The following is a 13,263-nucleotide window of genomic DNA, read 5'->3' as shown; positions in this document are numbered from 1 at the left end:
ATCAATGTTACCATTCGTTAACTTATGTACTCATCAGTACACATCCTGCCACTGAAACAGAACGGAATCACCATGCCCGAACACGCGCCCCGCCCTTCCACCATCATGCGCCAATGGCAAATGCTGCGCCTGATACCGCAGGCGCCCCGCACCATCACCGTCGCCGAATTGCACGACAAGCTCAAGGCCATCGACTTTGCCATCGGCGTGCGCACGATCCAGCGCGACTTGCTGGACCTGGCCACGATTTTCCCGCTGACCAATCCAGCCGACAGCAAGCCGTTTGGCTGGTGCTGGATGGAAAATGCGGCGCGCATGGACATGCCGGGCCTGTCGACGCCTGCCGCGCTGACCCTGGCCCTGATGGAACAGCACATGCGCCATGCGTTGCCGCCGTCTACCCTCGACAGCATGCAGCCGTATTTCAGCGCTGCACGCCAGACCCTGAACGCGGCCAGCGAGCGGGCCAGCGCGTCCGCCTGGCTGGGCAAGATACGCGTCATCGCCCCCATGCAGCGGCTGCTGGCGCCCCACATCGACGAAGCTTGCCAGCGCACCGTGTATGAAGCGCTGATGCAGAATCGCCAGCTCAAGCTGAGCTACAAGAAGCGCGACAACGATAAGCTCGTCAGCTATGACGCCGTCCATCCGCTGGCCATCGTGCAGCGCGGCCAGCTGCTCTACCTGGTATGCCTGTTCGCCGACTACCACGACGTGCGCACCCTGGTCTTGCACCGCGTGCAGCAGGCGGAAATGCTCTTCCTTTCCGCGCGCGCGCAGCCAGGCTTCGACATCGACGCGTATATTGCCTCCGGCGCCATGGGCATCCGCGAGGGCGAACCGCTGCGGCTGGAAGCCGTGTTTGCCCGGCGCAGCGGCGAACACCTGTACGAGACGCCGCTGAGCGCGGACCAGCAAGTGCAGGCACGCGCCGATGGCTCGCTGCACCTGACCGCCACCGTGCCCAGCACGCGCGAACTGCAATGGTGGCTGCTGGGCCTGGGCGATGGCGTGGAAGTGCTGGCGCCCGCCGCGCTGCGTGAACAGATGAAAAGCACCATTGCCAGCATGGCCAGCCGCTACACCAGTTGACGACAGCCCCCGGCGGCGGCAAAAACTGCTACCATCGCGCGCCGCCACTTACTTCACCCTCGCATGACCGTCCTCGCCCACACGCATCCGCTGGTACTCCAGCTGGAAAACGACTTGCTGCCCCTGTTCCGCGCCGCCCTGCCGCCACTCGCGGCCGCCGCGCCGCAAGTGCTCGCCTCCGTCTTCGCCTTTTCCAGCGGTACGGCCAGCGCTTTCGAGGATTATCATTTCGGCATTTCCTGCCTGCTCGCAGACGTGTCCGAAGTGCCCGAGGACGCTCCGGAAGAAGTCGCCCTGCTGGTCAGCGTCACGGGACTCGACGCCGGCGCCCGGCTGAGCGCACAGGTCGTCTGGGGCCAGCCATCGGGCCTGGTGGAAGCGCAGACCGAGCTACTGGATGGCGACCTGCCTGCCCTGCATGCGGCCCTGCCCGGCTTGCTGGCCAGCTTGCAACAGGCAGCCAGCCGTGGCGCGCCCGCAATATGACAAGCGCATGAAAAAGTTCCAGGAAACAACAACTTACGATTTCCGTAGCGCAACTTTATTGACTTCCACTAGCCCTAGCCCCTATCCTTTCAGTTACGTTTGGTGAGAATGTGTGCATGTTGCTGTGAACATGCAAACGGCGTCGCCTTGCTTGCGCAAAGTCCATTCCGCATTTATTTATTGCAACCATCAGGGCAACGTGCCTGGACGGCCGCTGCCAGCAAATACGGAGCCGACTGCCATGCCATCGAACCGCCATTTTCCTGCAACATCCTTGCTGGGCTGTGTCTTCCTGCTCGCCGCCCTGCCCGTGCAGGCGCAGACCACGGACAGCACTGCCGCCACCTTCAGCGCGAATGCCAGCCTCACCTCGCAATACATTTCACGCGGCTTTCGCCAGACCTGGGGTAAGCCGGCCCTGCAGGCAGGTGCCGACTACGCGCACCCGAGCGGCTGGTCGCTGGGGACGTGGGCGTCCACCGTCAGTGACCGCTATATCGAGGATGCAACCGTCGAATGGGACCTGTACGGCGGCTACAGCGGCACGCTGGGCGAGCTGGGCTACAGCGTACTGGCGTATTATTACAAGTATCCGGGCGCCGTCTACCGCGCCACAGGCGTCAAGTACGACTATGGCGAACTGTCGCTGGGCCTGAGCTACAAGATGCTGTACGCCAAGTACAACCATACCGTCACGCGGGACTTTTTCGGCATCACGAATGCGCGCGGCACGGGTTATTTGGACGTGGGCGCGAATGTCGACCTGGGCAATGCCTGGACCTTGAATCTGCACGCCGGCAATGGCCGGGTGGCGGGCACGGGCAATGCCATCTGGAACTGGCGCGACGCCAAGGTCGGCGTCACCAGGGCCTTCGATGGCGGCTGGAGCCTGAGTGGTACCGTGACGCGCGCCTGGGGCGCCACCGATGCCTACGATCATTACACGCTGGGCATCCCGAATGCGGCGGGCCAGTTCGACACCTCGAACCCCGCCGCGACGACCTTCGTGCTGGCCATCAGCAAGACGCTCTAGGCGCGCCACGCGCGACGCCCGAGACACCGATTTCCTCTCTACCAAGGAACAGCCTCATGCAACTTTCTCTCAACAGCAAAATCTGCGTCGCCGCCACCGCGCTCGCCATCCTCAGCCTGGGCGTCACGGCGGCGGTGATCGGCTACAAGAGCAGCGCCAGCGCCGAGGCGGCCGCACTGGAACTGGCGCGCACGTCGGCACGCGAAGTGGCAGGCGCCCTGCAGGCGCGCATCGCCAGCAACCTGGCCAGCGTTTCCAGCCTGGCTGGCGCCATGCGCGGCACCAAAAGCGCCAGCCTGCCCCTGCAGCGCGAGCAGATCAATGAACTGACCAAGGCCACCCTGAGCAGTTCGGAAGACTTGCTGGGCGCTGCCGTGACGTGGGAACCTAACGCGCTCGACGGCAAGGATGCGGAATTTGCCAACCAGAAGCCTAACTACGACGCCAGCGGCCGCTTCATGCCCTACTGGACGCGGGGCGCCGGCGGCAAGCTGCAAGTCGAGCCCATCGTCTTCGACCCGAAGCCGGGCGCCAACGACTGGTATGACGTCCCCAAGCGCACCGGCAAGACGTACTTTACGGAACCGTATATCTACCCCGTCGATGGCAAGGATGTGCTGATGGCCTCGCTGGTGGCGCCCATCATGATCGATGGCGGCTTCAAGGGCACGGCCAGCGCCGACTTCATGCTCACGCGCCTGGCGAAAATCCTGGCCGGCCTGAAAGTGATTGAGGGCGGCAAGCTGGCGCTGATTTCGAACGGTGGCCTGTACGCCAGCCACCCAGTACCTGAGCGACTGGGCAAGAAGGCCGACGACGTGCCGGCTGCCGGCCTGGAAAAGGTACGCCAGGGCCAGCCGTATGAATACGAGGATGGCCAGGGCTACATCCATTTGCTGCAGCCGCTGCAGATCCACCCCGATATCGCACCATGGAGCGTGGAACTGAATTTCCCGAAAAGCGTGGCTACGGCTTCGGCACGCGACCTGATGATCTACACCCTGATCGTCGCCCTGCTGTGCGCGGCCGCCACGGCCGGCATTTTGATCCTCGTCGTCAACCAGCTGACGCGACCGCTGCGCACCCTGGGCCGCACCATGACGGACCTGTCCAGCGGCGACGCCGACCTGCGCGTGAAGCTGGAAGTCAAGGGCACAGACGAGCTGGCCGTGATCGGCAAGGGCTTCAACGCTTTCGTGGAAAAGATCCACGCCGTACTGCTGCAAGTGCAAGCCAGCGCCGACAACGTGGCCCGTGCCAGCGCGGAAATTGCGCAAGGCAATAACGACCTGTCGGCGCGCACGGAACAGCAAGCCAGTTCGCTGGAAGAGACGGCCGCCTCGGTGGAAGAGCTGACGGGCACGGTGAAGGAAAATGCCGACCATGCGCGCCAGGCGAATCAACTGGCCGCTTCCGCATCGAGCGTGGCGCAAAAGAGCGGCGAAGTGGTCGGCAAGGTGATAGCGACCATGACCTCGATCAATGACTCGTCAAACAAGATCGTCGACATCATCAGCGTCATCGATGGCATCGCCTTCCAGACGAATATCCTGGCACTGAACGCGGCCGTGGAAGCGGCGCGCGCGGGGGAACAGGGACGCGGCTTCGCCGTCGTCGCCACGGAAGTGCGCAACCTGGCGCAACGCTCGGCGGCGGCGGCCAAGGAAATCAAGCTGCTGATCGACGATTCCGTAGGCAAGGTGGCCGCCGGCAGCAAACTCGTCGATGAAGCGGGCGCCACCATGGAGCAGGTGGTCGACAGCGTGCGCAAGGTCACCGCCATCATGGCCGACATCAGCGTCGCCACCACCGAGCAAAGCGACGGCATCGCCCAGGTCAACCAGGCGCTGGCGCAGATGGATGGCGTGACGCAACAGAACGCGGCCCTGGTCGAGGAAGCGGCAGCCGCCGCCGAAAGCCTGCAAGACCAGGCCAGCCATCTGGCCCAGGTAGTGAGCGTGTTCAAGCTGGGCGAGCAGGTGCGCCAGACGGCACCGGCAGCAAGCGTGGCCACGCCGCGCACCGTGACGCCAACAACACCAGCGCCCGCCAAGCGCCTGGCAGTTGCCAAGCCGCAGGCAACGCCGCGCGCGGCCGCCAAGGCACCGGCTGGCGACGACTGGGAAGAGTTTTAAGCGTGCCTGCCTGCAGGCAGGCAGCGAGTTGCTCTTGATTTAAATCAAGTCACCAATAGATTCGGTGAGAATTGAACCCCATCCGTCCTCCTATAATCGGGCAGCGCTTACGGCACGCGCCGCTGCCGGATGAAAAGGAAGATGCATGAAAAAACTATTGGCAGTATTGACCGGCTCGGCCACGGCACTCCTGGCTGGTTGCGGTGGCGGTGGCGGCGGTACGACGCAGCAGCTTGCCGGCGATTCCGCCAGCGCCTCGCCGCTGGCCGCGTATATCGGCACCTGGCAGTCGGCCTGCGACCATCATGACCGTCAAACGCTGGTCATCGCCTTCAAGAGCGATGGCAGCGGTTCGCTGGAACTGACGCCAACCGGCGAAACCTACTTCAAGGCCGATTGCTCCGGCCCCGTGGTCGCGACAGACAGCATGAATGCGAAAATCACCGGCAAGCCGGATGGCTCCGCTGACATGCTGATCAAGCTGGCGGAAAACGCCGCCGCAACGAGCTTGCGCGTCGACAAGATCACCTCGTCGGCCCCGGCCTATACCTTCCAGCGGACCGGTACCACCGTGCAATATGTACTGAGGGATGGCAAGAACAACTGGTGCGTCGACGTGGACAAGGGCGAGTCCTGCATGCAGGACGACGGCATGCAGGCTGCACAAAGCATCCCCGGCGGCCTGTCCTTGCGCGGCAACGACCTGTACACGGTGATGCTGGACAAGGAAAAGGGCGTGTACGTGCTGGACATGCACTACATGAAAAAATAAGCGCTGGATCTGCTGCGGGGCCGCCCGGCCCCGCAGCTTGCCGCAGCCGCGCCATAGACTTGAGGCCGTTAGCGAGTGTATGTGCAGAATCGAACATACATTGCGAAAACAGAAAGCTATTCTGTTGAAAAACAGGAGCTTGCCATGTCGCCCAACGCCTTTCCCCTGCCATCCAACACTGCGCTGGCCGCCCTGCTGCAGCCACAGGACGGCGCTTTCCACCCGATAGAAGGCTTGCGGCGTTTGCGCGACGCGGGACTGGACCAATTACCCCTGCCCGGCCACGGCGCCACGCTGCAGCGCTGGCAAATGCTGGCCGCCATCGCCGCCATCGACCTTTCCCTGCTCAAGCTGTACGAGGGCCATACCGATGCGCTGGCCATCCTGGCGGAAATCGACGGCCCCGGCGTACTGGCCGGCAGCAGCTGGGGCGTATGGTGCGCGGAAATGCCGGGCGCGCGCGTGCAGTTACAGCAGGCGGCCGATGGGCGCCATGTGCTCGAGGGCCGCAAGGCCTGGTGCTCCGGGGCGAATGGACTCAGCCATGCCTTGATCAGCTGCTGGAACGAGGACGGCCAGGCTTGCCTGGCATCCGTGGCGCTGTCGCAGCCCGGTGTGCACGTCACGGATGAAGGCTGGCAAGCCGTCGGCATGCTCGCCTGCGCCAGCGTCGACGTGACTTTTTCCGGCGCGCGGGCCTTTCCCGTGGGCGCTCCGGGCTCCTACCTGGAGCGCCCCGGCTTCTGGCATGGCGGCGCCGGCATCGCGGCCGCCTGGTATGGCGCGGCCTGCGCCGTCGCCAGCCACCTGCATGCGCGCGCGCAGCACGCCGCGCCCGATCCCGTGCGCCTGGCGCAACTGGGGCAGATCGACTGCGCACTGCGCGCCGCCGGCGCCCTGCTGCGCGAAGGCGCCGCCGAGATTGACAGGCATCCGCAAAGCGATGCGATGGCTCTGGCGCTGCGCCTGCGCCTGACGGTGGAAGACGCTGCCACCCAAGTCCTGCACCTGGCCACGCGTGCGCTGGGCGCCGGCCCCCTGTGCCGCGATGCCCGCTTCGCGCGCCTGGCGGCCGACCTGCCTGTGTTCCTACGCCAGAGCCATGCGGAACGCGACCAGGCCGTGCTGGGCGGTATCGTCGCCGGCGCCGAAGACCATCCGTGGGCGCTCTGACATGCTGGCCCAATCCGATAAGCAAGCGCGCCGCATCGAAGGCAGCGGTACGCCGGACCAGGTATGGCTATCCTGGCCGGGGCTGAACGACCTGCCCGCCATCGGCGCGCATGCCCTGGTGCCGCCAGGGACGCGCGCCGTCATCGTCGCGCCCCATCCCGACGATGAAATCCTCGCCTGCGGCGGCTTGCTGCAACTGCTGGCGGCGCAGGGCAGCCAATTGCTGTTCATCGCCGTCACCGATGGCGACGCCAGCCACCCGGACTCGCCCCTCTGGCCACAGGAACGCCTGCGCCAGGTGCGTCCGCAAGAATCCGCGCAGGCGCTGGCCACGCTGGGACTGGCGTCGCCCGCATGGCTGCGCCTGCACCTGCCCGATGGCGGCGTGGCCGGCATGACGCCGCAGCTGAGCGCCACATTGGCAGCCCAGCTGCGTCCCGGCGACAGGGTCTTCACCACCTGGCGCCTGGACGGCCATCCGGACCATGACGCATGCGGCCGGGCCTGCGCTGCGGCCTGCGCGGCCAGCGGCGCCACCCTGGTGGAAATGCCCGTCTGGGGCTGGCACTGGGCAGTGCCGGGCGACATGCGCGTGCCGTGGCACCGCGCGCACCGCCTGCCCTTGCCGGCCCCCATCCTGCAGCGCAAGCGCGCGGCCCTGCGCTGCTTCGCCAGCCAAATGCAAGACGACCCGTCGACGGGCCGCCCCGCCATCGTCGCCGGCGACGCCTTGCAGCGCCTGCTGCATGCCTGGGAGGTGTATTTTCTATGACCCCATCTTCCACACCGGACGACCAGCGCGGCAGCTATTTCGAACAGCTGTACCGCCAGGATAGCGATCCGTGGCGGGTGCGCCAGCGCTGGTACGAGGAGCGTAAGCGCGCCCTGCTGCTGGCCAGCCTGCCGCAGCAGCGCTACCGCCACGCCTATGAACCGGGCTGCGGCAATGGCGAGCTGACGGCCGAACTGGCGCGGCGCTGCGAGCGCGTGCTGGCGGCCGACCTCTCGGCCGAAGCGCTGGGGCTGGCGCAGCAGCGCCTGCTGGACGCGGGGTGCGGCGCCAACGTCAGCCTGGCGCAGCACCGGCTGCCGCAGGACTGGCCGCGCATCCTGCCGGGCGCCGAGAAGTTCGACCTGATCGTCCTGAGCGAGATCGCCTATTACCTGTCGGTGCAAGAGCTGGCGCGCGTGGTCGAACACAGCATCGCCAGCCTGGCGCCGGGCGGCAGCATCGCCCTGTGCCACTGGCGCGCGCCGTTCGCGCAGCGCATCGTCTCGACCGTGCGCGTACATGCGGCCTTCCAGGACGCGCCCGGCCTGCACCGCGTGCTGCGGCACGAAGAAAGCGACTTCCTGCTGGGGATCTGGTCGAACGATGCGCGCTCGGTGGCGCAGCGCGAGGGTTTCGCATGATCGGCGTGGTGGTGCCCGTGCATAACGAGGAAGCGTGCCTGGGCGCCTGCCTGGAAGCGTTGCGCCTTGCCGCCACCTGTCCCTTGCTGCATGGCGAGGCGGTGTGCATCGTCGTCGTGCTCGATGCCTGCAGCGACCAGTCGCAGCGCATCGTGCTGGCGCATGCCATGCAGGCGGACCTGCGCTGGCGTCTCGACTGCCTCGCCATCCATGCGCAGAACGTGGGTAGCGCGCGCGCCGCCGGCGCGCAGCTGCTGCTGCAGCGCGGTGCCCGCTGGCTGGCCTTTACGGATGCGGATACGCGCGTGTCGCCCTCCTGGCTGAGCACACAGCTGGGCCTGGACGCCGATGCCGTCTGCGGCACGGTGGCGGTGGACGACTGGTCGCCGCACGGCCCCAGTGCCGCTGCGCTGCGCCAGCACTTCGCCCAGACCTATACCGATGCCGACGGCCACCGCCACATCCATGGCGCCAACTTCGGCGTGCGCGCCAGCGCCTACCTGCGCGCCGGCGGCTTTGCCCCATTGGCCTGCAGCGAGGACGTGGCCATGGTCAACGCGCTGCAAGAATGCGGTGCGCACATCGCCTGGAGCGCCGCACCGCGCGTCACCACCAGCGCCCGCCGCCATGCCAGGGCACGCGGCGGCTTTGGCGATACCTTGCTGCAGGTGGTGGAGGCGATGGCAGGGCAGACGGCAACGTGCACTCTCGCCATGCTGCCAGAGCATCAAGGATAAGGGATCATGCGCTTGCCTGCTCTGCGCGGCCCGCCTCGTCCTCCAGCTTTTGCCGCCGCGCCTCCTGCTCCGCCTCATCCTTCTCCTTCTCCTTCTCCTTCTCCTTCTCCACGAGCTGTTCACCCAGACGTACCCTTACCTCTGCCCAGGCCACTGCGACCTTGGACGACACCGCTAAACTGGCAAATAGCAGGATCACCAACGGCAAGAGGCTAAAGGCATATGTCAGCAGCCCATCCTTCAAATCAACCACTTTCAGTTTGGAAACGCCCTCATCCAGCGCATTGGCCTTCGCACTTGCGGCGGGTAAATCGAGTAATTTTATCTGCAAGATAATTCCATCGATATTTTTCGTGACTTCTTCCCCCGTATCCAGCATTACATTTTCATACAGCGCAGCTATTTCTTGAGTGATGGTGTCACAACTCTTTTTCAACTGCGGGCGTGACAAGCAATACTCAGGAGGAAGATGCTCCTTGAAAATAGCCGAGGCGGCGTTGAGATGATGGCTCCGCTCATTTCTTGCCAATTTATCCAGGCTCAAGCCGATCTGATAGTAGGGTCCGATGAATACGATGAGGGCAAACGCGGCCATGACCTCGGCGCGAAATTTCATTCTGGCGACAAACACATTGCGTTCCGTGCCCTGCTTGGCAAGCACCTCGTCACGCTTGCGAAATGAATGAATAATTGTCCCCGCGACCACTAGCAGGCACGCTACAACATAAAAATACCTGAGCCAGATCACTTTGACAGCCAAGGAAAATAGAAGAAAAACCACGCCCGGAATGACCACCACGAGCCCTACGACAATCAGAGCGCGGTTCCAATTAATTTGTTTGTACATTTTCACTTTACAAAGACAAGACCAAGATACGGGATACGCCGGAGCACCGGCGTAATTGATGAGAACTATTACCAAATAGAAATTATATTGAGGCAAATTTGATGTCAAGCGAAAATCGCTATTAACTAAAAATTGAGCAACTGCAGCAAAAAATATCACCCGCGCAGCATCGTCGAAGCAAGCAGCACTCGCTATGCCGGCGGCACGAGGAACCAAACCGTTCGTCTGTCCCTGCGCGCCGCCTTTGCTACTTGACTAGCGTTTGTTACATCGCTTCCTTCAGCCCCGGCGCAAACTCGGCGCCATGCTTGACCTGCGCGGTGGATGCCTTCAAGGTGGTGCCGATCGGCTCGGCGCGGCCAGCCAGGCACTGCCCCAGGAAGTTTTCCGTCACCGCATTGAAGGCGATGTTGTTGACGGGCCGGGCAAAGCCATGGCCTTCATCGGGGAACAGCACATACGTGACGGGGATATTCTTCGCCGCCATGGCCGCCACGATCTGGTCCGATTCAGCCACGTTCACGCGCGGGTCGTTCGCCCCCTGGCCGATCAGCAGCGGGCGCTGGATATTCTGCGCAAAGTTCAGCGGCGAGCGCTCCTTCAGCAGCGCGCGGCCGTCTTCCGTGGTCGGGTCGCCCATGCGCTTGTAAAACTGCTGCTTGCCCGCTTCCCAGTACGGCGGAATCGTTTGCAGCAGGGTAAACAGGTTCGACGGGCCAACGATATCGACGCCGCAGGCGAACGTGGTGGGCGTGAATGCCATGCCGGCCAGGGTGGCGTAGCCACCATACGAGCCGCCCATGATGGCCACCTTGTCGGCTGTGGTCACGCCGCTCTTCACGGCCCATTGCACCGCGTCGAGCAAGTCGTCATGCATCTTGCGGCCCCACTGCAGGTCGCCGGCCGAGATGAATTGCTTGCCAAATCCCGTCGAACCCCGGTAATTCACCGACAGCACGGCGTAGCCGCGGTTGGCCAGCCACTGGTGGTAGCCGTTGTAGCCATAGGTATCGCGCGCCCATGGCCCGCCGTGCACCAGCAGCACCATCGGCACCGCCTGCGATGGCACGCCGCCGGCGCTCGCCTTCGACGCCTGCGGCAAGGTCAGGTAAGACACCAGGGTCAGGCCGTCGCGTGCCTTGATTTCCTGTGGGTACATGGGCACCAGCGGCGCACCCTCCAGCTCCGGGCGCGTGACGTAAAGCTGCGTCAGCTTCTTGGTCTTGCGCTCATACAGCCAGCTCGATGCCGGCGCCGTGACAGCATCGACGCCCACCAGCCACTTGTCGTCGGCTTCCGTGCGCGAAGTCACGTTGAACTGGCCCTTGGCATGCTTTTTCAGGAAGGCCAGGTCGGCCTTCAGGTCGTCCGTCAGCGGCAGGTATTCCTGCTGCAGATAGTCGACGGAATAGGCTTGCACCTTGCCCGTGCGCGTGTCGTACAGGGCGTCAGAAATATCGGCGCGCGGATCTTGCGCCACCAGCGTGGTCTTGCCGCTGGCGACATCCTGCGCCAGCAGCGCCGAGGTATTGCGGCCGCGCGAGTCGGTCCAGTACAAGGTCTTGCCATCGACCGTAAACGCCAGCGGCGCCGTGGTCTGCGAGTCTTCCAGGCCCACCTCGGTCAGCGGCGTGCTCTCGACCTTGCCGTCCGTCAGGCGGAAATACTGCATGCCGCCATCGGCGCGCGCCTTGCTGGCCATACGCAAATTGAGCAATTCATCGGCCAGGTAGCCGCCATAGCCATCATTCTGCTGCACCAGGGTCAGCTTGCCGCTGGCCAGCTCCAGGCTGTACACGTCATGCCAACGTGCATCGCGGTTATTGATGCCCACCAGGATGCGGTCCTTGACCTTGCTACTGATCTGGACGATCCGCACGCGGGTCTTCTCGAACGGCGTGTAATTGATCTGCTTGCCCGTTGCCACGTTCACGCCATACAGCAGGAAGTTTTCATCACCGCCCTTGTCCTGGATGAACAGCAGGGTTGTCGAATCGGGCGACCAGAAGCTGCTGCGGATGGGACGCACCTTCTCTTGCGTCAGCGGACGCGCCTGCGCCAGGTCGCTGGCCGGCGCCACCCACACATTGAGCACGCCATCGCGCGGCGCGATCCACGACAGCCACTTGCCATCCGGGCTGATGCGCCCGCCGGACTTGCTGGGATTGCCAAAGATCTTCGCCCGCTCGATCAGCAGTGGGTGATCGACAGGGGCTTGGGCGTGCGCCGGCAGCGCGGCGGCAAACAACAGGGCAGGCAGGGCATAGCGAATCATGGACACCTCATGGTTGTTGGATGAAGGGAAACATCACACATACACGTGCCAGCAAATCATAGGCGAAAGCCGTGTTGCCAGGTTGATTACAGCGACAGGGGACGGAAAGCGGAGGATGGAATGACGAAAACGCGGGATGGCAGGTCCGTCAAGTCACTGACGCAGGCGCGGCCAGGGGGACTTAGCAAACGCCGCCAGCCTCGCTCGTGCCTGTACGCAGGTCAAGCCCAAGCAGGCAGGTGTAGCCGTTTTCCCTGCTGTAGACGCACAGAAGATGCCCTCGGCGCCGCTCGCGGTCTTCAGGATCGCCGCTGCAGGCATGCTCGCGCCGCACGTCAGGCCCGATGCCATTGAACAAATCCCGGGCACTCTGCCCTTTGAACCTGAATGACACATGGCGGTCGTTCGGTGTCGGCGGCAGCATCTCGGCAAGGCTGCCGCCGTACACCTGATAGCGGCCGCTGAGTACCTTGGCGGCAGCCGTTTCCACGCTACTTTCGGCAGACTGTGCCAACGAAATCAGGGCGCACGCACCCAAAATTCCTGCTCTGTGAAAATTCACGCATACCTCCTGATCTCGACGTGAAAGTGATCGTCATGGCGTATCGCCGAGCGAACTCTTCCACCGCCAATCGCCTTCTGCACTTCCGTGTCATTAAAGTAAATGGTACGGACCATCATGTGCCGTGCAAATAGTCGAATCAGCCGGGTTGTTGCCTCACGATCATAGGCAGCATCAAAACGTGTCAACCGCGCCTCCTGCCCTGTCAGCTTGTCCTTCCGGACCGGCCGAATATCCATTTCAAGCCCCTTCTGGTGCGTGACGTGGCCATCATATTCGGCGCCACCAGCGACACTGATATTGCCAATACCAAACTTGCGCTCGTCAATGGCTTGCCACTCACGTTCAATGCACAGAATAAGAGTCATCAGGTTGGGGTGGGCATACTGGGCCTGATGGCCAGTATTGAGCCTGCCGCCCACATTTCCATAAACGTAATAACCCGCCCCCTCAGGCGCCTGGGGCAGCATAAAGTAACCGCGCTTATCTTTCGGTTGAAGCTCCAGCATGATGGTCTTCACTAAGCGAGTAATACGACATGCACACTACAAGAGGTGACCAGACAATGCGATTATTGCTGGCGTCGTAGTTCAATGACTTGGGATAAATCAATTCTGTCTCAATAATAGAATGCAGGATCGATTCTGCATGTCTCCTGTGAGTCGACTCGGGGGGGAGGCCACAGTGGTCGTGGCGATGCATTTATCCAGCCATGCCAGCAATAACAAAATGCCTACG

At 63.4% G+C, this 13,263-nt stretch carries 13 protein-coding genes; 9 read left to right on the top strand and 4 right to left on the bottom strand.

What is annotated here, in order from left to right:
* The first annotated feature begins 72 nt into the window (after window positions 1-72).
* The 9 genes from ACP7EG_RS02045 to ACP7EG_RS02005 all read left to right on the top strand — a co-directional run bounded on the left by ACP7EG_RS02045 (window position 73) and on the right by ACP7EG_RS02005 (window position 8,841).
* A complete protein-coding gene (locus ACP7EG_RS02045) occupies window positions 73-1,092 on the top strand; it encodes a helix-turn-helix transcriptional regulator (protein ID WP_426086227.1) in 1,020 nt (339 codons plus the stop codon).
* 63 nt (window positions 1,093-1,155) lie between these two features.
* On the top strand, window positions 1,156-1,578 hold the full coding sequence (locus ACP7EG_RS02040) for a hypothetical protein (protein ID WP_426086226.1): 423 nt from the start codon (window positions 1,156-1,158) through the stop codon (window positions 1,576-1,578).
* A 241-nt stretch (window positions 1,579-1,819) separates the two neighbouring features.
* Window positions 1,820-2,611, top strand: a complete 792-nt coding sequence (locus ACP7EG_RS02035) for a TorF family putative porin (RefSeq protein WP_426086225.1) — start codon at window positions 1,820-1,822, stop codon at window positions 2,609-2,611.
* Window positions 2,612-2,667: 56 nt separating this feature from the next.
* A complete protein-coding gene (locus ACP7EG_RS02030) occupies window positions 2,668-4,746 on the top strand; it encodes a methyl-accepting chemotaxis protein (RefSeq protein WP_426086224.1) in 2,079 nt (692 codons plus the stop codon).
* Window positions 4,747-4,891: 145 nt separating this feature from the next.
* The gene (locus tag ACP7EG_RS02025) at window positions 4,892-5,518 is read left to right on the top strand and encodes a hypothetical protein (protein WP_426086223.1); all 627 of its coding nucleotides are present in this window, start codon (window positions 4,892-4,894) and stop codon (window positions 5,516-5,518) included.
* Window positions 5,519-5,662: 144 nt separating this feature from the next.
* Window positions 5,663-6,691: an acyl-CoA dehydrogenase gene (locus ACP7EG_RS02020; RefSeq protein WP_426086222.1), complete on the top strand. Its 1,029-nt coding sequence runs from the start codon at window positions 5,663-5,665 to the stop codon at window positions 6,689-6,691.
* A 1-nt stretch (window position 6,692) separates the two neighbouring features.
* On the top strand, window positions 6,693-7,463 hold the full coding sequence (locus tag ACP7EG_RS02015; protein WP_426086221.1) for a PIG-L deacetylase family protein: 771 nt from the start codon (window positions 6,693-6,695) through the stop codon (window positions 7,461-7,463).
* Window positions 7,460-8,104, top strand: a complete 645-nt coding sequence (locus tag ACP7EG_RS02010; RefSeq protein ID WP_426086220.1) for a class I SAM-dependent methyltransferase — start codon at window positions 7,460-7,462, stop codon at window positions 8,102-8,104. The genes ACP7EG_RS02015 and ACP7EG_RS02010 overlap by 4 nt, the downstream gene beginning before the upstream one ends.
* The gene (locus ACP7EG_RS02005) at window positions 8,101-8,841 is read left to right on the top strand and encodes a glycosyltransferase (protein WP_426086218.1); all 741 of its coding nucleotides are present in this window, start codon (window positions 8,101-8,103) and stop codon (window positions 8,839-8,841) included. Before ACP7EG_RS02010 ends, ACP7EG_RS02005 begins: the two co-directional genes overlap by 4 nt.
* A 4-nt stretch (window positions 8,842-8,845) precedes the next feature.
* Here the strand turns inward: ACP7EG_RS02005 and ACP7EG_RS02000 are convergent, their stop codons facing one another.
* The 4 genes from ACP7EG_RS02000 to ACP7EG_RS01985 all read right to left on the bottom strand — a co-directional run bounded on the left by ACP7EG_RS02000 (window position 8,846) and on the right by ACP7EG_RS01985 (window position 13,034).
* Window positions 8,846-9,904, bottom strand: coding sequence for a hypothetical protein (locus ACP7EG_RS02000; protein WP_426086217.1), 1,059 nt, complete (start codon window positions 9,902-9,904; stop codon window positions 8,846-8,848).
* Window positions 9,905-9,953: 49 nt separating this feature from the next.
* Window positions 9,954-11,963, bottom strand: coding sequence for a S9 family peptidase (locus tag ACP7EG_RS01995; protein ID WP_426086216.1), 2,010 nt, complete (start codon window positions 11,961-11,963; stop codon window positions 9,954-9,956).
* 181 nt (window positions 11,964-12,144) lie between these two features.
* Window positions 12,145-12,525: a hypothetical protein gene (locus ACP7EG_RS01990; protein WP_426086214.1), complete on the bottom strand. Its 381-nt coding sequence runs from the start codon at window positions 12,523-12,525 to the stop codon at window positions 12,145-12,147.
* The gene (locus tag ACP7EG_RS01985; protein WP_426086213.1) at window positions 12,522-13,034 is read right to left on the bottom strand and encodes a penicillin-insensitive murein endopeptidase; all 513 of its coding nucleotides are present in this window, start codon (window positions 13,032-13,034) and stop codon (window positions 12,522-12,524) included. Before ACP7EG_RS01985 ends, ACP7EG_RS01990 begins: the two co-directional genes overlap by 4 nt.
* Between the last annotated feature and the right edge of the window lie 229 nt (window positions 13,035-13,263).

This window comes from Janthinobacterium sp. PSPC1-1 (assembly GCF_049897625.1).
In the GTDB taxonomy this organism is placed as follows: Bacteria; Pseudomonadota; Gammaproteobacteria; order Burkholderiales; family Burkholderiaceae_D; genus Janthinobacterium; species Janthinobacterium tructae.
Note: the sequence above shows the minus strand (reverse complement) of the source record. Positions and strands in the feature narration are given on the sequence as shown.

Excerpts from the sequence above, each read along its gene's own strand:
- ACP7EG_RS01985 (WP_426086213.1), bottom strand. The coding sequence starts at position 13,034 with ATGCTGGAGCTTCAACCGAAAGATAAGCGCGGTTACTTTATGCTGCCC.
- ACP7EG_RS02010 (WP_426086220.1), top strand. The coding sequence starts at position 7,460 with ATGACCCCATCTTCCACACCGGACGACCAGCGCGGCAGCTATTTCGAA.
- ACP7EG_RS02005 (WP_426086218.1), top strand. The coding sequence starts at position 8,101 with ATGATCGGCGTGGTGGTGCCCGTGCATAACGAGGAAGCGTGCCTGGGC.
- ACP7EG_RS02015 (WP_426086221.1), top strand. The coding sequence starts at position 6,693 with ATGCTGGCCCAATCCGATAAGCAAGCGCGCCGCATCGAAGGCAGCGGT.
- ACP7EG_RS02045 (WP_426086227.1), top strand. The coding sequence starts at position 73 with ATGCCCGAACACGCGCCCCGCCCTTCCACCATCATGCGCCAATGGCAA.
- ACP7EG_RS01995 (WP_426086216.1), bottom strand. The coding sequence starts at position 11,963 with ATGATTCGCTATGCCCTGCCTGCCCTGTTGTTTGCCGCCGCGCTGCCG.
- ACP7EG_RS02025 (WP_426086223.1), top strand. The coding sequence starts at position 4,892 with ATGAAAAAACTATTGGCAGTATTGACCGGCTCGGCCACGGCACTCCTG.
- ACP7EG_RS02040 (WP_426086226.1), top strand. The coding sequence starts at position 1,156 with ATGACCGTCCTCGCCCACACGCATCCGCTGGTACTCCAGCTGGAAAAC.
- ACP7EG_RS02020 (WP_426086222.1), top strand. The coding sequence starts at position 5,663 with ATGTCGCCCAACGCCTTTCCCCTGCCATCCAACACTGCGCTGGCCGCC.
- ACP7EG_RS02035 (WP_426086225.1), top strand. The coding sequence starts at position 1,820 with ATGCCATCGAACCGCCATTTTCCTGCAACATCCTTGCTGGGCTGTGTC.
- ACP7EG_RS02030 (WP_426086224.1), top strand. The coding sequence starts at position 2,668 with ATGCAACTTTCTCTCAACAGCAAAATCTGCGTCGCCGCCACCGCGCTC.